Source organism: Nonomuraea sp. NPDC004580, from assembly GCF_040609855.1.
GTDB classification, from domain to species: Bacteria; Actinomycetota; Actinomycetes; order Streptosporangiales; family Streptosporangiaceae; genus Nonomuraea; species Nonomuraea salmonea.
This window is the reverse complement of sequence record NZ_JBEXLH010000073.1, coordinates 20,317-39,666: the sequence shown is the minus strand read 5'-3', so window position 1 is coordinate 39,666 and position 19,350 is coordinate 20,317. Positions and strand designations below refer to the sequence as shown.

At 69.5% G+C, this 19,350-nt stretch carries 21 protein-coding genes; 20 read left to right on the top strand and 1 reads right to left on the bottom strand.

Annotated elements, in window-relative coordinates; genetic code table 11:
• From rho to ABZW11_RS40620, 20 genes are all read left to right on the top strand, one after another.
• Nucleotides 1–1,364, top strand: a 1,364-nt coding sequence (gene rho / locus ABZW11_RS40715; protein WP_355429950.1) for a transcription termination factor Rho, incomplete at its 5' end; no start/stop codon positions are given.
• Nucleotides 1,365–1,551: 187 nt separating this feature from the next.
• Nucleotides 1,552–1,770 carry a 50S ribosomal protein L31 gene (gene rpmE, locus ABZW11_RS40710; RefSeq protein ID WP_148033924.1) on the top strand — a complete coding sequence of 73 codons (219 nt, stop codon included), beginning with the start codon at nucleotides 1,552–1,554 and terminating at the stop codon, nucleotides 1,768–1,770.
• Between the two features lie 89 nt (nucleotides 1,771–1,859).
• On the top strand, nucleotides 1,860–2,912 hold the full coding sequence (gene prfA, locus ABZW11_RS40705) for a peptide chain release factor 1 (RefSeq protein WP_355429945.1): 1,053 nt from the start codon (nucleotides 1,860–1,862) through the stop codon (nucleotides 2,910–2,912).
• Nucleotides 2,909–3,763, top strand: coding sequence for a peptide chain release factor N(5)-glutamine methyltransferase (gene prmC / locus ABZW11_RS40700; RefSeq protein WP_345397538.1), 855 nt, complete (start codon nucleotides 2,909–2,911; stop codon nucleotides 3,761–3,763). Before prfA ends, prmC begins: the two co-directional genes overlap by 4 nt.
• 120 nt (nucleotides 3,764–3,883) lie before the next feature.
• The gene (locus ABZW11_RS40695; protein ID WP_355429942.1) at nucleotides 3,884–4,531 is read left to right on the top strand and encodes an L-threonylcarbamoyladenylate synthase; all 648 of its coding nucleotides are present in this window, start codon (nucleotides 3,884–3,886) and stop codon (nucleotides 4,529–4,531) included.
• Nucleotides 4,532–4,629: 98 nt separating this feature from the next.
• A complete protein-coding gene (locus tag ABZW11_RS40690; protein ID WP_355429939.1) occupies nucleotides 4,630–7,251 on the top strand; it encodes a hypothetical protein in 2,622 nt (873 codons plus the stop codon).
• Nucleotides 7,251–7,628, top strand: a complete 378-nt coding sequence (locus ABZW11_RS40685) for a hypothetical protein (RefSeq protein ID WP_355429936.1) — start codon at nucleotides 7,251–7,253, stop codon at nucleotides 7,626–7,628. The genes ABZW11_RS40690 and ABZW11_RS40685 overlap by 1 nt, the downstream gene beginning before the upstream one ends.
• 71 nt (nucleotides 7,629–7,699) lie before the next feature.
• Nucleotides 7,700–8,965: a serine hydroxymethyltransferase gene (glyA, locus tag ABZW11_RS40680; protein ID WP_355429933.1), complete on the top strand. Its 1,266-nt coding sequence runs from the start codon at nucleotides 7,700–7,702 to the stop codon at nucleotides 8,963–8,965.
• A gap of 57 nt (nucleotides 8,966–9,022) precedes the next feature.
• On the top strand, nucleotides 9,023–10,309 hold the full coding sequence (locus ABZW11_RS40675; protein WP_355429930.1) for an MraY family glycosyltransferase: 1,287 nt from the start codon (nucleotides 9,023–9,025) through the stop codon (nucleotides 10,307–10,309).
• A gap of 131 nt (nucleotides 10,310–10,440) precedes the next feature.
• Nucleotides 10,441–10,863 (top strand): hypothetical protein, encoded by a 423-nt coding sequence (locus tag ABZW11_RS40670; RefSeq protein ID WP_345397555.1) that lies wholly within the window; start codon nucleotides 10,441–10,443, stop codon nucleotides 10,861–10,863.
• 65 nt (nucleotides 10,864–10,928) lie between these two features.
• Entirely contained in the window at nucleotides 10,929–11,144 is a 216-nt protein-coding gene (locus ABZW11_RS40665; RefSeq protein WP_355429926.1) for an AtpZ/AtpI family protein, read from the top strand.
• A gap of 67 nt (nucleotides 11,145–11,211) precedes the next feature.
• Entirely contained in the window at nucleotides 11,212–12,009 is a 798-nt protein-coding gene (gene atpB, locus ABZW11_RS40660; RefSeq protein ID WP_355429923.1) for a F0F1 ATP synthase subunit A, read from the top strand.
• A gap of 78 nt (nucleotides 12,010–12,087) precedes the next feature.
• Complete coding sequence (atpE, locus tag ABZW11_RS40655) at nucleotides 12,088–12,318, top strand: ATP synthase F0 subunit C (protein ID WP_138666586.1); 231 nt, start codon at nucleotides 12,088–12,090, stop codon at nucleotides 12,316–12,318.
• Nucleotides 12,319–12,346: 28 nt separating this feature from the next.
• Entirely contained in the window at nucleotides 12,347–12,895 is a 549-nt protein-coding gene (locus ABZW11_RS40650; RefSeq protein WP_345397575.1) for a F0F1 ATP synthase subunit B, read from the top strand.
• A gap of 85 nt (nucleotides 12,896–12,980) precedes the next feature.
• Nucleotides 12,981–13,790 carry a F0F1 ATP synthase subunit delta gene (locus tag ABZW11_RS40645; protein WP_355429918.1) on the top strand — a complete coding sequence of 270 codons (810 nt, stop codon included), beginning with the start codon at nucleotides 12,981–12,983 and terminating at the stop codon, nucleotides 13,788–13,790.
• Between the two features lie 23 nt (nucleotides 13,791–13,813).
• Nucleotides 13,814–15,463, top strand: a complete 1,650-nt coding sequence (gene atpA, locus ABZW11_RS40640; RefSeq protein ID WP_355429915.1) for a F0F1 ATP synthase subunit alpha — start codon at nucleotides 13,814–13,816, stop codon at nucleotides 15,461–15,463.
• A gap of 3 nt (nucleotides 15,464–15,466) precedes the next feature.
• Complete coding sequence (locus ABZW11_RS40635; RefSeq protein ID WP_355429912.1) at nucleotides 15,467–16,369, top strand: F0F1 ATP synthase subunit gamma; 903 nt, start codon at nucleotides 15,467–15,469, stop codon at nucleotides 16,367–16,369.
• A gap of 1 nt (nucleotide 16,370) precedes the next feature.
• Nucleotides 16,371–17,819 (top strand): F0F1 ATP synthase subunit beta, encoded by a 1,449-nt coding sequence (atpD, locus tag ABZW11_RS40630; RefSeq protein ID WP_355429910.1) that lies wholly within the window; start codon nucleotides 16,371–16,373, stop codon nucleotides 17,817–17,819.
• 66 nt (nucleotides 17,820–17,885) lie between these two features.
• Nucleotides 17,886–18,287, top strand: coding sequence for a F0F1 ATP synthase subunit epsilon (locus ABZW11_RS40625; protein ID WP_344876149.1), 402 nt, complete (start codon nucleotides 17,886–17,888; stop codon nucleotides 18,285–18,287).
• A 32-nt stretch (nucleotides 18,288–18,319) separates the two neighbouring features.
• Nucleotides 18,320–18,700, top strand: a complete 381-nt coding sequence (locus tag ABZW11_RS40620; protein ID WP_355429907.1) for a DUF2550 domain-containing protein — start codon at nucleotides 18,320–18,322, stop codon at nucleotides 18,698–18,700.
• A gap of 4 nt (nucleotides 18,701–18,704) precedes the next feature.
• On the opposite strand, the gene ABZW11_RS40615 is transcribed toward ABZW11_RS40620, so the two are convergent.
• Entirely contained in the window at nucleotides 18,705–19,295 is a 591-nt protein-coding gene (locus ABZW11_RS40615) for a cob(I)yrinic acid a,c-diamide adenosyltransferase (protein WP_355429904.1), read from the bottom strand.
• Nucleotides 19,296–19,350: the final 55 nt, after the last annotated feature.

The following is a 19,350-nucleotide window of genomic DNA, read 5'->3' as shown; positions in this document are numbered from 1 at the left end:
GTGACGGTGGCCGCGATGGCGGTCGCGGCGACCAGCGCGAGCGCGTCGCAGCCGACGCGGGCGGCCGTTCCGACCAGCGCGGCGACCAGCGTGACCAGCGGGGTGACCAGCGCGGCGGCGACGACGACGAGCGCGGCGGACGCAGCCGCAGGGGCCGCTTCAGGGAGCGCAACCGTGGCCGTGGCCGCGACCGCTTCGACAGCGGCGAGCCCGTCATCGGCGACGACGACGTGCTCATCCCGATCGCCGGCATCCTCGACATCCTCGACAACTACGCGTTCGTCAGGACCAGCGGCTACCTGCCGGGCAGCAACGACGTCTACGTCTCGCTCGCCCAGATCCGCCGCAACGGCCTGCGCAAGGGCGACGTCATCACCGGCGCCGTGCGGCAGCCGCGCGAGGGCGAGCGGCGCGAGAAGTTCAACGCCCTGGTCCGCCTCGACACCGTCAACGGCATGGACCCGGAGCAGGCCCGCAACAGGCCCGACTTCAACAAGCTGACGCCGCTCTACCCGCAGGAGCGCCTGCGCCTCGAGACCGAGCCCAACATCCTCACCACGCGGATCATCGATCTCGTCTCGCCGATCGGCAAGGGCCAGCGCGGTCTCATCGTCTCGCCGCCGAAGGCGGGTAAGACGATGGTGCTGCAGGCCATCGCCAACGCGCTCACCCGCAACAACCCCGAGTGCCACCTCATGGTCGTGCTCGTGGACGAGCGGCCCGAAGAGGTCACCGACATGCAGCGGTCGGTCAAGGGCGAGGTCATCCACTCGACCTTCGACCGTCCCGCCGAAGACCACACCACGGTCGCCGAGCTCGCCATCGAGCGGGCCAAGCGCCTGGTGGAGCTGGGCCACGACGTCGTCGTCCTGCTCGACTCGATCACCCGGCTCGGCCGCGCGTACAACCTCGCGGCCCCCGCGTCCGGGCGCATCCTGTCGGGTGGTGTCGACTCCACGGCGCTCTACCCGCCCAAGCGCTTCTTCGGCGCCGCCCGCAACATCGAGAACGGCGGCTCGCTGACGATCCTCGCCACGGCCCTGGTCGAGACCGGGTCGAAGATGGACGAGGTCATCTTCGAAGAGTTCAAGGGCACCGGCAACATGGAGCTCAAGCTCAACCGGTCCCTGGCCGACAAGCGGATCTTCCCGGCGGTCGACGTCGACGCGTCCAGCACGCGTAAGGAAGAGATCCTCATGGCCAAGGAGGAGCTGCAGATCGTCTGGAAGCTGCGCAGGGTGCTGCACGCGCTCGACATGCAGCAGGCGCTGGAGCTGCTCCTGGAGAAGATGAAGGAGACCAAGTCCAACGCGGAGTTCCTCATGCAGGTCCAGACGACCACGGTGAGCAACGACCGCGGCTAGCGGCTGCGTCGTGAGGGGTGGCGGTGTCGTCCGCCACCCCTCACGCGTTCCCGTGCCGGGCTCAGGAGGAATGAGCGATGGCCTGGGATGGTTTCACGATCTGGCACACTGGTAGCTGACCATTTTGCGGTTCCGGTTCACGCCATGCGTGAAGGCGACCCGGCGGCCGCACCCCGAAAGGACAGCGATGAAGCGCGACATCCACCCTGACTACCACGTGACGCAGGTGACCTGCTCCTGCGGTAACACGTTCACCACCCGCAGCACCGCGAAGAACGGCGTGATTCACGCCGACGTGTGCTCGGCCTGCCACCCGTTCTACACGGGCAAGCAGAAGATCCTCGACACCGGCGGCCGGGTGGCCCGCTTCGAGAAGCGCTTCGGCAAGAAGGCCTCGGGCAAGTAGCTCCACGTACGCCGGCCCGGACGCACACGCGTGCGCCGGGTCGGCGTTGTTGGTGAACGGCCCGTACTTCTCGATACAAAGGACCCACGGTGAATCTCGACGAGTTGCTCAAGGAGTATTCCGAGCTGGAGTCGCAGCTCGCCGACCCCGCCGTGCACGCCGACCAGAACAAGGCCCGCACGCTCGGCAAGCGCTACTCCCAGCTCACGCCCGTCATCGGCACCTACCGCGAGCTCGAGTCGGTACGCGAGGACCTCACGGCCGCCAAGGAGCTGGCCGGCGAGGACGAGACGTTCGCGGCCGAGGCCACCGAGCTGGAGGCCCGCATCCCGCAGCTCGAAGAGCGGCTGCGCCACCTGCTCATCCCGCGCGATCCCAACGATGACAAGGACATCATCATGGAGATCAAGGCGGGCGAGGGCGGCGAGGAGTCCGCGCTGTTCGCGGGTGACCTGCTGCGCATGTACCTCCGCTACGCCGAGCGGCTCGGCTGGAAGACCGAGATCATCGACAGCCAGCCCTCCGACCTCGGCGGCTACAAAGACGTCACGGTCGGCATCAGGGCCAAGGGCGACGAGGGCGTGTGGTCGCGGCTGAAGTTCGAGGGCGGCGTCCACCGCGTGCAGCGGGTGCCCGTCACCGAGTCGCAGGGCCGCATCCACACCAGCGCCGCGGGCGTGCTCGTCTATCCGGAGGCGGAGGAGGTCGACGTTCAGATCGACCCCAACGACCTGCGCATCGACGTCTACCGCTCCAGCGGCCCCGGCGGCCAGAGCGTCAACACCACCGACTCCGCGGTGCGCATCACCCACCTGCCCACCGGCGTCGTCGTCTCCTGCCAGAACGAGAAGAGCCAGCTCCAGAACAAGGAGTCGGCCCTGCGCATCCTGCGTGCCCGGCTGCTGGCCATGGCGCAGGAGGAGGCCGAGGCCGCCGCCCAGGCGGAGCGCAAGTCGCAGGTCCGCACCGTCGACCGCTCCGAGCGCGTCCGCACGTACAACTTCCCGGAAAACCGCATCTCCGACCACCGCGTCGGCTTCAAGGCGTATAACCTCGACCAGGTGCTCGACGGCGAGCTCAACGCCGTCACCCAGGCCCTCATCGACGCCGAGATGGCGGAGAAGCTCGCACAACACTCATGACATTTCTGCTGGACGAGATCGCGCTCGCCACTGCCCGGCTGGCCGAGGCAGGCGTTCCTTCGCCGCGCACCGACGCCGAGGAGATCGCGGCCTTCGTCCACGGCGTGCGCAGAAGCGAGCTGCACACCGTCAAGGACTCCGACTTCGACGCGCTCTTCTGGGAGGGCGTGGCCAGGCGCGAGGCCCGCGAGCCGCTGCAGCACATCACCGGCCACGCCTACTTCCGCTACCTCGAGCTGGCCGTCGGGCCCGGCGTGTTCGTGCCGCGGCCCGAGACCGAGGTGATGGCCGGCTGGGCCATCGAGACCCTGCGCGAGATGGACGTCACCGCGCCGCTCGTCGTCGACCTCGGCACCGGCTCCGGCGCCATCGCGCTGTCCATCGCCCAGGAGGTGGCGCTGGCCGAGGTGCACGCCGTCGAGGTCGATCCCGCGGCGTACACGTGGGCCAAGCGCAACATCTCCGAGCTCGGCCAGGGGCGCACCCACCTGCACCCCGAAGACCTCGCCGAGGCGCTGCCCGAGCTCAACGGCAAGGTCGACCTCGTCATCTCCAACCCGCCCTACATCCCGCCCGGCGCCATCCCGCGCGACCCCGAGGTGCGCGACTACGACCCCACCAGGGCCCTCTACGGCTCAGGAGACGACGGGCTCGGCGAGGTGCGGGCCGTCGAGCGCACCGCGCGCCGGCTGCTGCGGCCCGGCGGGTGGGTGGCCGTCGAGCACGCCGACGAGCAGGGCAGGGCCGTCTACCTCACCTTCCCCGAGGACAACGGCTGGCGCGACGTACGCCTGCGCCAAGACCTCACCAGACGAGACCGCTTCGTCACGGCCAGGCTGGGCCAGGACTAGGATGCACGCGAAGCGGCGCTCCCTGCTCCTGACCGCCGGGGGCCGCAGCGACCGTACTTGGAGGAAGGAGGAGGCCTCGACAGCGCCGTTCACACGCTGAGCGGAGCGAGGCAACCAATCGTGGGACGACGTTTCGACTGCTCCGACCCCGACCAGCGGACCATCGGTCTGATGGAGGCCGCGGCCGCCGCTCGCCGGGGCGATCTCCTGGTGCTGCCGACCGACACGGTCTACGGCATCGGGGCCGACGCCTTCACGCCCGAAGCCGTCACCAGGCTGCTCGAAGCCAAGGGGCGCGGGCGTGACATGCCGCCGCCCGTGCTGGTGGGCACCGTACGCGCGGCGAGCGCGCTGGTGGACGACCTGGGGCCGTACGGGCAGGACCTCATCGACGCCTTCTGGCCCGGGCCGCTGACGATCATCTGCAAGGCCAACAGGGCTCTGTCGTGGGACCTGGGCGACACGAAGGGGACGGTCGCCGTACGCATGCCGCTCCACCCCGTCGCGCTCGACCTGCTCAAGGAGACCGGGCCCATGGCCGTCTCCAGCGCCAACCGGTCCGGGGCGCCCGCCGCCACCACCGTGGACGAGGCCGAAGAGCAGCTCGGCGACTCCGTCGAGGTCTATCTCGACGGGGGCAAGACCACCGGCAACACCCCGTCCACCATCCTCGACCTCACCACCGCCGTGCCGCGGCTGCTGCGGCGCGGTGCGATCCCCGTGGAGAAGCTGCGCGGCATCATCGGTTACGTCGCCACAGACGACTGACTGACGACTAGTCGTATACCCGCTGCTTATTCCGGCTGCCAAGCCGCTCCCGTCGTGGTTACGTGGGCGCGGAGCGGCTAGACGTCGGGGAGTGGCGCATGGGCAAGTACGACGGCATGGACCCCAAGCTGGTCCGTGACCTGCTGGCCGAGGTCAAGCGAGCGGCGGCGCAGATGCGTACGACGGAGGAGCGCGTCCGCCTCGCCATGCACCAGGCCGGGCTGCCCCTGCAGAGCACCCACCGTCCCGTGCAGGTCGCCGACGCGGTGGACGTCATGGTGCGCGACGTCAACAAGCGGCTCGCCACCTTGGAGAAGCGGGTGGATCCGCCGCCGAAGGCGGGCTCGGGTTCGGCCGGCGAGGACGCGAACTCCACCCCTAAGGAGTCCCGAGGGGATCGGGACCGGTACGAGAACCCCCGCAGCCCCGGCTCCCCTTCTGGTTCCGACGACGGGGCCGGGTCGGACGGGCGGGCCGAGACCGGCGGAAAGACCGGCACCGGCGGGAACCCCGGCTCCGACGGAAAGCCCGACGTGGGCGACAAGCCCGGCGGCGGGCGGCCTGACGCGAACGAGCGACCCGACTCATCCGGAAAGACCGGCACCGGCGACAAGCCGGATGTGGACGGCCAGAACTGCGACGACAAGAACCCCCGCCCCGACCAGGACAACGAGAACACCCGCGACCGGGGAACCGGCCAGGGGAACGAGACCGGCCAGGGGAACGAGACCGGTCGGGACAACGGGAGCGGGGGCGACGGCAGGACCGGCGATCGAGTCGGCGACCAGCCTGTGAGCCGGCCCAAGGACGACGACCTGGACAGCCGCCGCGACCGCGGCAACGACGCCGACACCAGGGGCACGGACACCGGCGCGACGGACAACGGGACCGCGGACACCGGAGCCTCGGACAACGGGACCTCCGGCACCGGAGCCTCGGACAACGGGACGGCCGGAAGCCCTGTGGGCGATGGTCAGGACGCGTCCAAGCCGCAGGTCGTGGTGGTCGATGGCGTGAAGGTGCTGCAGGTGCCGCTGGACCCGCCGTCCGCCGCCGCCATCGAGGAGATGCTGCGGAACCCCGACAAGGTCCAACCGGCGGACATGCCCAAACTCCCCGCCGACAACGCCACACTCCCCCCGAACGCCAACGACACCGGCTCGTCGAACGGCACCGGCTCGTCGAACGGCACCGGCTCGTCGAACGGCACCGGCTCGTCGAACGGCGCCGGCTCGTCCAACGGCACCGGCTCGTCGAACGGCACCGGCTCGTCCAACGCGACCGGCACCGCGAACGTCAACGGCTACGCGAACGACGGCGGCGACGTCGTCTCGGCCGAGGCCCGCCCACCGGACCTGGACGCGCTCAGGACGGTCATCGAGAACCACCGGGACGTAGCCCCCCAGGACATGCCCGGCGTGGAGGTCCCGCGCGGCGAATACGGTCAGGGCCAATGGGCCGAACGCGACATCCGCCCAGACGGCCCCACCGGCTCTGTCGCCCCCGGCGCCCCGATCACAGGCATCACCCAAACCCTCCCGCCGATCGACGCGACCTCAGGCGGCCTGACGGCGGACGGCCACGTCACATCGACGAGCGGCGCCGCAGCAGGCAGCACAGGGACGATCGCGGGAGGCTACACCCCGGACGCACCCGGCACAGGCACCACACCGTCAGACCCAGGTGCCGGCAACCGACCCGACGGATCCTGCCCACCCTCCAAGGACGCACCCCAGGACACGGGAGAACGTGGTGCAGGCGGTACCGGGTCCGGGGACCAAGGTGCGGGCGGGAGCGGTTCCGGCGAGCGGGGCGCGGGTGGTCAGGGCTCCGGTGGTGGCGGAGCCGGGGAGCAAGGTGCCGGCGGTGGCGGGGAGCGTGGCGTTGGTGGTGGGAACGGGGATCGGGGTGCGAGTGGTGGCGGGGGTCAGGGTGCCGGTGGGGGCGGGGGACAGGGCGGTACGGGCGGTCAGGGTGCCGGTGGCGGGAGCGACGGCCAAAGTGCGGATGGCCGGGGCAGGCCCGTCACGATTCCGCCGACCAGTCCGTCCGTCGAACCCCCCAACGGCGCCGCCACCGACCCTCCGAGCACGGCGCCTGACCGGGGCGCCGGTGGTGGAGCTCAAGGTGCCGGTCCTGCCGGGACGTCACAGGGCTCGGGGGCCGGGAACGCCGGGAACCCACCAGGGGCCGGGTATGGCGCCGTGGTGGCTCAGGAGGCCGGTTACGGGTTCGGCGCAGGGCAGGAGGTCGGTTACGGAGCGGAGGCGGCGTACGGCGCTCTGGGCGAAGGCGGCGACGGCGGGAGCTCCGACCGCGGAGCACAGCCCGGAGCAGGCGGACCCGGCACGGTGACCGGGGAGCGCCACGAGGGCCCGGGCGGTGACGGGCCTGGGGCGATCGCCGGGGAGCGGCAGGTCAGCGCGGCCGGTGCGTACGAGGTGTTGATCGCGTACGACGTCGAGCCGGGCTACGAGATGGCGCCCGGCTCCGACGCCGGGAGGTGGGCGAACGACGGTGACGACGTCGTGTCGGCCGAGGTGCGGCCGGCGAGCCTGGAGGCCATGGGGACCGTGATCGAGCACCACCGCGACATCCGTCCCCAGGAGATGCCGTCCGTGCAGGTGCCGCCAGGCGAGTACGGCAGGGGGGAGTGGGCGCCCGAGGACATCAGGCCGGACGGCCCGCCCGGTGAGGTGGCCCCGGAGAGGAGAGCGTGATGTACGTCGACCCGCCGGCCCCCAGGGCGAAGGGCCGTTTCGAGGCGCCCCCGATCACCTCGACGGGCCCGCTGGAGGACCCGCAGCGCGCCTGGCGCTTCAATCCCGACTACGAACGCCTGGTCACGGCATGGGAGACGGTCAAGCCGCAGCTCGACGACCTGAGGGCGGTGCTGGACAAGGCGTTCGCGCTGGCGAAGAGCCCGCAGACGTGGGACGCCCCGGTGGGCGAGCGGTACGTGGAGGACATCAGGGAGTGGCGCAACAGGCTGGCCCTCTACCGGCACGCCGTCCTGACGTCGATCAGCGACGAGGCCGCCGACACCCCGCGCTGGGTCCAGACGACGGCGAACGCCCCGCACGCCTACCCGTCGTGAGGTCATGAGGGCGGATTTCGGGGCAGCCATCGTGTATGGGAAAAACGGACATCCGGTCGTACAGTGGGGAAATGGGTGCGGAGCCCTACTACGGCCCTGACTTCGGGCAGCTGCGCGAGCGTGACCCCGAGATCGCGCAGGTGCTGCTCGACGAGCTGGACCGGGTACGCGGCGGCATCCAGCTCATCGCCAGCGAGAACTTCACCTCGCCCGCCGTCATGGCCGCCCTGGGCTCCACGCTGACCAACAAGTACGCCGAGGGCTACCCGGGCCGGCGCTACTACGGCGGCTGCGAGGTCGTGGACCGGGCGGAGCGGCTGGCGGTGGAGCGGGCCAGGAGGTTGTTCGGAGCGGACCACGCCAACGTGCAGCCGCATTCCGGCGCGTCGGCGAACCTGGCCGCCTACGCCGCCCTGCTGCAGCCGGGCGACACGATGCTGGCGATGGCGCTGCCGCACGGCGGTCACCTGACGCACGGCTCGAAGGTCAACTTCTCCGGCCGGTGGTTCGACGTCGTCTCGTACGGCGTGCGCCGCGACACCGAGCTGATCGACTACGACGAGGTGCGCGACCTGGCCCTGCGCCGGCGGCCGAAGCTGATCGTGTGCGGGGCGACGGCGTACCCGAGACTGATCGACTACGGGGTCTTCCGCGGCATCGCGGACGAGGTGGGCGCGTGGCTGATGGCGGACGTGGCGCATCCGATCGGGCTGATGGCGGGCGGCGCGATCCCGTCGGCGGTGCCGTACGCGGACGTCGTGACGTTCACCACGCACAAGGCGCTGAGAGGGCCGCGCGGCGGCGCCATCCTGTGCACGTCGGAGCTGGCGAAGCGGATCGACCGCGCGGTGTTCCCGTTCGTGCAGGGCGGCCCGCTGATGCACGTGGTGGCGGCGAAGGCGGTGGCGTTCGGCGAGGCGATGCGGCCGGAGTTCGCCGGTTACGCGCGCCGGGTGGTGGCGAACGCGCGGTCGCTGGCGGCGGCGCTCGCGGCGGAGGGGATGCGGCCCGTGTCGGGCGGCACGGACACCCATCTGGCGCTCATCGACCTGCGCGAGGTGGGGGTGTCGGGCGCCGAGGCGGAGCGCAGGTGCGCGGCGGCGGGCATCACGCTGAACCGCAACGCGGTCCCGTACGATCCGGAACCCCCGGCGGTGACGTCGGGCATCAGGGTGGGCACGCCGTGCGTGACGACCCAGGGGATGGGCGAGGAGGACCTGGCGGAAGTGGGAGAACTGGTGGCCAGGGCGGTGCGCGGGCCGGAGGCGTCGGCCGAGGTCAGGGAAAGAGTTGCGGCCCTTCTGGCCATCCATCGCCCATATCTCAGCGAATATTAAGCTGGTCTGTGTCGTTTTCCGGTCACAGCTGGCCGGCGCATCCGGGAAACTAGGGTCGTGCGCGAATACCTGTTCATGGCGCTCATCTCAGCGGCGGTGACCTACCTGCTGGTGCCGTTGGTGCGCCGCTTCGCCATCCGCATCGGCGCCATGCCCGAGGTTCGCGAGCGCGACGTGCACACCACGCCGACGCCGAGGCTCGGCGGCCTGGCGATGTACGGCGGCCTGGTGGTGGGCCTGCTGTGCGCGAGCCGCCTGCCCCACAGCGGCGCGGCTCTGTCGGAGTCCGACGCCAACGCGGTCACGGCGCTCATCGTGGCCGGCGGCCTCATCACGGTGACGGGCTTCCTCGACGACTGGTGGGGCATGGACGCCTTCATCAAGCTCGGCGGGCAGATCGCGGCGGCGGGCGTGCTGGTCGCCTACGACCTGCGGCTGCTCTACATCCCGCTGCCGAAGGACTGGGGCGGCTCGACCAGCCTCGACTACACCCTCAGCACGATCATCACCATCATGGTCGTGGTCGTCACCATCAACGCGGTCAACTTCGTCGACGGCCTCGACGGGCTCGCGGCCGGCATCGTCGGCATCGCGGCCATGGCCACCTGGGCCTACTCGATCTTCCTCGCCCAGAGCATGAGCGTCGGCAACATCACCACGACCGCCGCCATCGCGGCCGTGCTCATCGGCACGTGCGTGGGCTTCCTGCCGCACAACTTCCATCCGGCGAAGATCTTCATGGGCGACACCGGCGCCATGCTGATCGGCCTGGTGCTGGCCTCCTCGATCGTCACCGTGACCCCGCTCGACCCGGCGGCCATCGAGGACATGAACAAGTTCGGCGTGCTGCTGCCGCTGATGCTGCCGGCCGCCGTGCTGGTCCTGCCGCTGGTCGACCTGATCACCGCGGTGGTGCGGCGCACGTCGCAGGGCCTGTCGCCGTTCGCCCCCGACCGCGGCCACCTGCACCACCGGCTGCTCGACATCGGCCACTCGCAGCGCCGCTCGGTCCTGATCATGTACGCGTGGGCGTTCCTGTTCGCCTTCGTCGTGGTGCTGATGTCCCGCCAGGGTGTGCCGGTGCTGCTGTTCCCGGTCTTCATCGTGCTGGCGCTGGCCGTGCTGGTGCTGATGGCGGCTCCGCGCTGGCGCGGCAGGGGCGGCTCGCGCCCGGCGTCGCGGCGTGACGAGCCCGACGACGACGGCCCGCCGACCGGCCCGATGCCGCCGATCCTGCCGGACCCGCAGGTCAGGCGGCAGATGCCGCCTTCGGGCGGCGCCGCGCACGAGCGCGCGAGCACAGAGGGCAATCCGGTCATCACCGCATTTCCGCACCGTCCATGACAGTGAACTAGAAACGGCAGGTAAAAGCGGTCTTCCGTGAGCTTGTGATATCTTTCACGAGCAGGGGCCTCCAGATGCACCGGTTCTGGAGGTAGCAAACGCTCGCTTGATAACTTGCCGATGGAGCATTGATGCAGGCCAACGACGTGCGCGTACTCAAGAGCGCCGCGATTCCGACCCTCGCGGTCGGGCTGGTCGCCGTGCTCGTGTCCCTCCTGCTGGCGGGTGGCAAGGGAGCGCTCGGAGCCGCACTCGGCACCTTGCTCGTCGGGGTCTTCTTCAGCATCAGCGTGGTGGCGGTGTCCTACGCCGCCCGGGTCTCCCCTCAGGTGATGGCCATCGCGGCGATGCTGAGCTACCTCGTCAAGGTCGTCGTCATCATGCTCGTGCTCAACGCGTTCCGCGACACCACGGCGTGGAACACGCTCGCTTTCGCCTGGTCGGTGGTGATCGGCACCATCGTGTGGACCGGTTTCGAGGTCCGCGCCTTCATGAAGACCAAGATGCTGTACGTCGACCCTGAGGCCCGGGTCCCCGGCAGGGGCGACTCATGATGCCGATGGCCGGGCGGGGCCCGATATGACTAGCCCTCTGTCCGCCTGCTATCGTCGGGGCCGCGATGAGCGCACAGGAACGCCGACCGGAAGAAGACGGTCGCGACTTCGCCGACGCCATGTGGTCAGTCCCCAGCTATCTGCTCGCGGGGATGGCCGTCTACGGCGGTCTCGGGTGGTTGCTGGACCGGTGGCTGGACATGTCCGCGTTCTTCCCCATAGGCGTGGTTCTGGGGGTTGTGCTCGCCGGCTACCTGGCCTACCGGAAGTTCAGTCGCTAACCCGGCGCAGCGATCACTTCGCCGAGGTAACTCTTGTGATCCACTACGACGTTGAAGGGAACGCCGCGTGAGTGCGCTGACGGTCCTCGCTCCTCCTGGCGAACAGTTCGGGGCGCCTACGCCAGACGAGCTGTTCAATCTGCCCCCCATCATCGAGGGGGTCGCCTGGTTCACCAAGCCGGTCCTGCTCGCGATCCTCACCTCGCTCGTGGTGATCGCTCTGTGCTGGGGCGCCTTCGGTAACCCGAAGATCGTGCCCAGGGGCCTGCAGAACGTCGTCGAGTACGGCTACATGTTCGTCCGCGACCAGGTCGCCCGGCCCTTCCTGGGCAAGGACGCCGACCAGTGGATGGGTCTGCTCGTCTCGATCTTCTTCGTGGTCCTGCTGTGGAACTTCATGGGCGTCATCCCCGTGCTGCAGTTCCCGGTGGCCTCCCACATCGCCTTCCCCGCCGTGCTCGCCCTGATCATCTACATCCTCAAGATCTACCTCGGCATGAAGCACCAGGGCGCGGTCGGCTACTTCAAGAACATGATGTTCCCCCCGGGCCTGCCCAAGTTCATCTACGTCCTGCTGGCCCCGATCGAGTTCCTGTCGAACCTGATCATCGCCCCCTTCACCCACGCGGTCCGACTCTTCGCGAACATGTTCGCGGGCCACATGCTGCTGGCCTTCTTCAGCATGGTCGGCTTCTGGTTCCTGTTCGAGAAGCTGACCCCGCTGGGCGCGCCCGTCGGCGTGATCGGCGTGGTGATGACGATCATCCTGACCGGCTTCGAGATGTTCATCCAGTTCCTGCAGGCCTTCCTGTTCGCGATGCTGGCGGCGATGTACATCGGCAACTCGCTCCACGCGGAGCACTGAGAACCACCGCACGACTCACGGAATGTCCATGACCGGTGATACCCAGTCCACCGGCCGTTAAGTAAAGGAATACGAACAATGAGCGTTCTCGCTGAGGTCTCCGGCAACGTCACCGCCATCGGTTACGGTCTCGCCGCCATCGGCCCCGGCATCGGCGTCGGCATCATCTTCGGTCAGGGCGTGCAGGCCATCGCGCGCCAGCCGGAGGCTTACGGCCTGATCCGCCAGAACATGCTCCTCGGCTTCGTCCTCACCGAGGCCCTCGCCCTGATCGGCCTGGTGGCGCCGTTCATCTTCCAGGGCATCTGATCGCCCCCAACTGACGGAAGGCTGCAATATGATCATCAAGGCAGCTACGCTCCTTGCGGCGGAATCGAGTCCGCTCATTCCGCACACGTACGAGCTCGTCGTCGGTATCTTCGCGTTCCTCGTCGTCTTCCTCGTCGTCGGCAAGATCCTCGTCCCGCGCATCCAGAAGACGCTGGCCGAGCGCACCGACGCCATCGAGGGTGGCATCAAGCGGGCCGAGGAGGCGCAGGCCGAGGCGCAGGCCCTGCAGAAGCGCTTCTCCGAGCAGCTCGAAGAGGCCCGTCGCGACGCCGCCAGGCTGCGCGAGGAGGCCCGTGAGCAGGCCGCGCAGATCAAGGCCGAGCTTCGCGAGGAGGCACAGGCCGAGGCCCGCCGTCTCGTCGAGGCCGCGCACGCCCAGATCGAGGCCGACCGCCAGGCGGCGTTCGCCCAGCTCCGCACCGAGATCGGCCGCCTGTCGACCGAGCTGGCCGGCCGCATCGTCGGCGAGTCGCTGGAGGACGAGGCGCGCCAGAGCCGCATCGTGGACCGGTTCCTCGACGAGCTGGAGAACAGCAACGCGCAGGCGGTGCGCTGATGCTGGAGCGAACCCCCCGCGGTGAGCGGAGCGGACACGCGAGCGTGCGCGTCCGCGCGGCGAACGAGGAGCGGGTGAGCGCGCGATGAGGGGTTTGAGCAGGACCTCGCTGGCCGAGGTCGAAGAGCGGTTCAACGCGGTCGCGGGCAGCGCCGACCTCGGCGCGCTCTCCGAGGAGCTGTTCGCGGTCGCGGATCTGCTCGACCGCGAGCACGGCCTGCGCCGCGCCCTGTCCGACCCGGCGAGGCCCGCCGAGCAGAAGTCGGGCGTGCTGCGCTCGCTGCTGCAGGGCAAGGTCGGCGAGGCCGCCCTGGCCACGGCCGAGGCCGCGGTCGCGGCCCGCTGGTCGCGCACGGGCGACCTGGCCGACGTGCTGGAGCGGCTCGGTGTCGTGGCCGCGGCGGCGGAGGCGGAGGGCCAGTCCAGGCTCGACGAGGTGGAGGACGAGCTCTTCCGCTTCGGCCGCATCGTCGCCGCCAACCCCGACCTGCGCAGGGCGCTCACCGACGCGGGCGCCTCCGAGGAGGGCAAGCGCGCGCTGCTGCGCGACCTGCTCGACGGCAAGGTGGCGCCGACCAGCCTGCGCCTGGTCACGCAGCTCGTCGTGCATCCGCGAGGACGTAGTCTGGAAGCCGGTCTCGAAGAAGTCGGCCAGCTCGTGGCCCAGCAGCGCCAGCGCCTCGTGGCGGTGGTGCGCAGCGCGGTCGAGCTGTCGGACGCGCAGAAGGAGCGCCTGGCCACGTGGCTGCGCTCCTCGTACGGCCGTGATGTGCACCTGAACGTCGAGGTGGACAAGCGAGTGCTCGGTGGGTTCTCGGTCCGCATCGGCGACGAGATCATCGACACCACCATTGTGGGACGAATCGAAGAAGTCCGCCGCCGGTTGGCCGGCTAGGCGAATAGGGAGACAGAGTAGAGATGGCGGAGCTTACGATCCGGCCGGACGAGATCCGGGACGCGCTTGAGCGCTTCGTCCAGGCGTACGAACCGGAAGGCGCCGCGCGCGAGGAGATCGGGACCGTCGTCGACGCCGGCGACGGCATTGCCCATGTCTCCGGCCTTCCCTCGGCGATGGCGAACGAGCTGCTCGAGTTCGAGAACGGTACGCGCGGCCTGGCACTCAACCTCGACACCCGTGAGATCGGTGCCGTGGTTCTCGGCGAGTTCGCCGGCATCGAGGAGGGCCAGACGGTCCGCAGGACGGGCGAGGTCCTGTCCGTGCCCGTCGGCGACAACTTCCTCGGCCGCGTGGTCGACCCCCTGGGCAACCCGCTCGACGGAAAGGGAGCCATCGAGGCCGAGGGCATCCGCGCCCTTGAGCTGCAGGCCCCCTCGGTCGTGCAGAGGCAGCCGGTGAAGCAGCCGCTGCAGACCGGCATCAAGGCGATCGACGCCATGACGCCGATCGGCCGCGGCCAGCGCCAGCTGATCATCGGTGACCGTGGCACCGGCAAGACCGCGATCGCCGTGGACACCATCCTCAACCAGCGCGAGGGCTGGCTGTCGGGCGACCCCGAGCAGCAGGTCCGCTGCGTCTACGTCGCCGTCGGCCAGAAGGGCTCGACGATCGCGCAGGTCAAGGCCCGCCTTGAGGAGGCGGGCGCGATGGAGTACACCACCATCGTCGCCGCCCCGGCCTCCGACCCGGCCGGTTACAAGTACCTTGCCCCCTACACCGGCTCGGCCATCGGCCAGCACTGGATGTACCAGGGCAAGCACGTGCTGATCGTCTTCGACGACCTGACCAAGCAGGCCGACGCCTACCGCGCCGTGTCCCTGCTGCTGCGTCGCCCGCCGGGCCGTGAGGCCTTCCCCGGCGACGTCTTCTACCTCCACTCCCGGCTGCTGGAGCGCTGCGCGAAGCTCTCCGACGACATGGGCGGTGGCTCGATGACGGGTCTGCCGGTCATCGAGACCAAGGGCAACGACGTGTCGGCGTTCATCCCGACCAACGTCATCTCCATCACCGACGGTCAGTGCTTCCTGGAGACCGACCTGTTCAACGCCGGTGTCCGCCCGGCGATCAACGTCGGTATCTCGGTGTCCCGAGTCGGTGGCTCCGCGCAGGTCAAGGCCATGCGTAAGGTCTCCGGCACGCTGAAGCTGTCGCTGTCGCAGTACCGCGACCTCGAGGCGTTCGCCGCGTTCGCGTCCGACCTCGACGCCGCCTCGCTCGCTCAGCTGGAGCGCGGCCAGCGGCTGGTCGAGCTGCTCAAGCAGCCGCAGTACGCGCCGTTCCCCGTCGAGCGTCAGGTCGTGTCGGTGTGGTCCGGCACGAGCGGCGAGCTCGACGAGGTGCCGGTCGAGGACATCCGCCGGTTCGAGGGCGAGTTCCTCGACTACCTGCAGTCCTCGCACAAGGGCATCCTCGACACCATCCGCGAGACCCGCGAGATGTCCGACGACACGGTGACCGCTCTCAAGGACGCCATCACGGAGTTCAAGAAGGGCTTCACCACCTCCTCGGGTGAGCTGCTGGTCAAGGACGAGCCGGTCGCTCCGCTGGGTGCCGACGAGGTCGGCCAGGAGAAGATCAAGAGGGTCGTCCGTCCGGCGGAGAAGAAGTAGCAGATGGGTGCCCAGCTAAGGCAGCTGCGCCGGCGGATCACCTCGGTGAAGTCCACCGCGAAGATCACGCGTGCGCAGGAGCTCATCGCCTCTTCACGGATCGTGAAGGCGCAGCAGCGGATGCAGGCGGCGCTGCCGTACGAGCGTGAGATCACTCGCGCCGTCACCGGCGTCGTCAGCAACGCGGCCAGCGTCGACCATCCGCTGACCGTGGCGAAGGAGAACCCCGCCAAGGCGGGCGTGCTCATCGTCACCAGCGACAGCGGGTTCTGCGGCGGCTTCAACGCCAACGTGCTGCGCGAGGCCGAGGCCCTGCGCGGCCTGCTGGAGGGCCGCGGCCTCGAAGTCGTGCCGTTCGTGACCGGCACCAAGGGCGTCACCTGGCACACCTTCCGTAACAGGGAGATGGGCGGCAGCTGGACCGGCTTCACCCGCCGGCCGGCCTACGCCGACGCCAAGGAGATCGCGAACACGCTGATCGAGTCGTTCAAGGACGACAACGGGATCGACGAGATCCACATCGTCTCGACCGAGTTCGTCTCGATGCTGTCGCAGAACGTCGTGGTCAAGCGCGTCCTTCCGCTGGAGGTCGAGGAGACCGAGGCGACGGAGTCCACCGTGATCCCGCCGTACTTCGAGTTCGAGCCGACCGCCGGTGACGTGCTGGAGACGCTGCTGCCGCGCTACGTGGAGTCGCGCATCTTCACGGCGCTGCTGCAGTCCGCGGCCTCCGAGGAGGCCGCGCGGCGGCGCGCGATGAAGTCGGCGACCGACAACGCCAACGAGCTGATGCGGGTGCTCACCCAGCAGATGAACCAGGCTCGCCAGGCCGAGATCACCCAGGAAATCAGCGAGATCGTCGGTGGCGCCAACGCGCTCGCTGACGCCGCAGCGGGGAAAGAGTGAAATGACTGCAGAGGCTGTAGAAACTGTGGAAGCCCCCGCGGCCGGCACTGGCCGCGTGGCACGTGTCACCGGCGCCGTCGTCGACGTGGAGTTCCCCGTCGATGCGATGCCCGACATCTACAACGCGCTCAACGTCGAGGTGACCCTCGGTGGCGAGACCAAGACCCTGACGCTCGAGGTCGCCCAGCACCTGGGTGACAACCTCGTGCGCGCCATCTCCATGCAGCCCACCGACGGCCTGGTCCGCGGTCAGGCCGTGGTCGACTCCGGCGCCCCGATCTCGGTGCCGGTCGGCGACGTCGTCAAGGGCCACGTGTGGAACGCGCTGGGCGAGACGCTCGACGTGCCCACCTCCTCGCTGAAGGTCGAGGAGCGCTGGCCGATCCACCGGCCGTCGCCCGCCTTCGACCAGCTGGAGTCCCGCACCGAGCTGCTGGTCACCGGCATCAAGGTCATCGACCTGCTCACCCCCTACGTGCAGGGTGGGAAGATCGGTCTGTTCGGCGGCGCCGGCGTGGGCAAGACGGTGCTCATCCAGGAGATGATCCGCCGTGTCGCCCGTAACTTCGGCGGTACGTCGTGCTTCGCCGGTGTCGGCGAGCGCACCCGTGAGGGCAACGACCTCTGGCTGGAGATGGAGGAGGCGGACGTCCTCAAGGACACCGCGCTCGTCTTCGGCCAGATGGACGAGCCGCCGGGCACCCGTCTGCGGGTCGCCCTGTCGGCGCTGACGATGGCGGAGTACTTCCGCGATGTGCAGAAGCAGGACGTGCTGCTGTTCATCGACAACATCTTCCGCTTCACGCAGGCCGGTTCCGAGGTCTCGACGCTGCTCGGCCGTATGCCGTCCGCCGTGGGTTACCAGCCCACGCTGGCCGACGAGATGGGTGTGCTCCAGGAGCGCATCACCTCGACGCGTGGTCACTCGATCACCTCCATGCAGGCGATCTACGTCCCCGCGGACGACATCACCGACCCGGCGCCGCACAACGCGTTCGCGCACCTCGACGCGCAGACCGTGCTCTCGCGGCCCATCTCCGAGAAGGGCATCTACCCCGCGGTGGACCCGCTCGACTCCTCCTCCCGCATCCTCGACCCGCAGATCGTGGGCGAGGAGCACTACGCGGTGGCCCAGGAGACCAAGCGGATCCTGCAGAAGTACCGCGAGCTCCAGGACATCATCGCGATCCTCGGTATCGACGAGCTGTCCGAAGAGGACAAGGTCACCGTTCAGCGGGCCCGCCGCATCGAGCGCTTCCTGTCGCACCCGATGTACGCGGCCGAGGCCTTCACCGGCCAGCCGGGCGAGACCGTGCCGCTGGACGAGACCATCGCCTCGTTCAAGGGCCTGTGCGCCGGCGAGTACGACCACCTGCCCGAGCAGGCGTTCTTCATGGTCGGTGGCATCGAGCAGGCCATCGCCAAGGCCAAGGAACTCGAGCGTCGCTAATCGCCCCACGGTGGTGGTACGGCGGGAGCGCCGTGCCACCACCTGATCGGAAAGGAACCTACACAAGTGGCGAAGCTACGCGTAGGGGTTGTCTCACCCGAGCGTGAGATCTGGTCGGGCGAGGCCGACATGGTGATTGCCAAGACCGTGGACGGCGAGATCGGTATTATGCCGCAACACGCACCTGTGCTCGGCGTCCTCGTCGAGGGCGGGGTGCTGCGCGTGAAGCGGGAAGGCGAGCCGGAGCTGGTGGCGGCGGTGCACGGGGGCTTCATCTCCGTCGCCGACGACGAGGTCTCCGTGCTGGCCGAGGTGGCCGAGCTCGGCTCCGAGGTCGACGTGGCGGCGGCTCGTGACGCTCTCGACCGGGCCCAGGCCTCGATCGAGGCCAACCAGGAGGACGCCGACGCGGCCGTTGAGGCCAAGCGTGCCAGGGCCCGCCTGCGTGCGGCGGGCGAAGAGGTTTAATAGCACCTATCAAGCGGGCTCTGGGGGGCGGCATGGTGGCGACGGTTGTGATTCTCGTAGTGCTACTTGCCGCCCTCATCGTCGTGCGGGGGGCCATGCTCTCCCGCGCACGTGGGAGCGTACCGTGTCGGCTGCGCGTGGGGGAGCGCGGATGGCAGAGCGGGGTGGCCCGCTACGCCGACGGGGAGCTCCACTGGATCCCGCTGCTGGGCGTCCGACTCAGGCCGCGTCACGCTATTGCGAGGCGCGGCCTTGTCGTATCCGCCCGCAGGGAGATCGACGGCGGCCTGTTCGCCGTCGACTGCTCGGGCAGCACCCGGGGCATCTCGCTGGCGATGAGCGCCGACGCGATGACCGGGTTCCTGGCCTGGCTGGAGTCGGCGCCGCCGAGCGCCTATCTCGACGTCGCCTGACGCTTCAGCGGGTGCCGCCGGGCTTCCAGAGGATCTCGCCGCCGTCGTGGGCGACCCGGCAGGCGATGAACAGCAGGTCCGACAGGCGGTTGAGGTATTTCGCGGTCAGCGGGTTGGTGTCGTCATGCGCCCGCATGGCCGCCCACGCCGAGCGCTCCGCACGGCGTACGGTGACGCGGGCCACGTGCAGGGCGGCCGTGGCGGGGTCGCCGCCGGGCAGGATGAAGCTCCGCAGCGGCTTGAGGCCGGCGTTGAAGCGATCACATTGCTCCTCCAGCCACTCGACGTACGACGCCTCGACCCGCAGCGGCGGGAACTCGGGCTCGGCCACGACCGGCGTGGCGAGGTCGGCCCCCACGTCGAACAGCTCGTTCTGCACCCTGACCAGCACCTCCGCCAGCTCGGCGGGCAGCGTGCCGTGTGACAGCGCGACGCCCAGGTGGGCGTTGGCCTCCTCGACGTCGGCGTAGGCGACCAGCCGGGGGTCGGTCTTGTGGGTGCGGCTGCCATCGACCAGCGAAGTGGTGCCGTCGTCACCGGTACGGGTGTAGATGCGGGAGAGTACGACCGGTTTGTCCTTGTCGGCGCGCGTCATGGGCCCAGCGTAATGACAAATGTCATCGGGATAGGACGCGTGATGCACCTCGGGC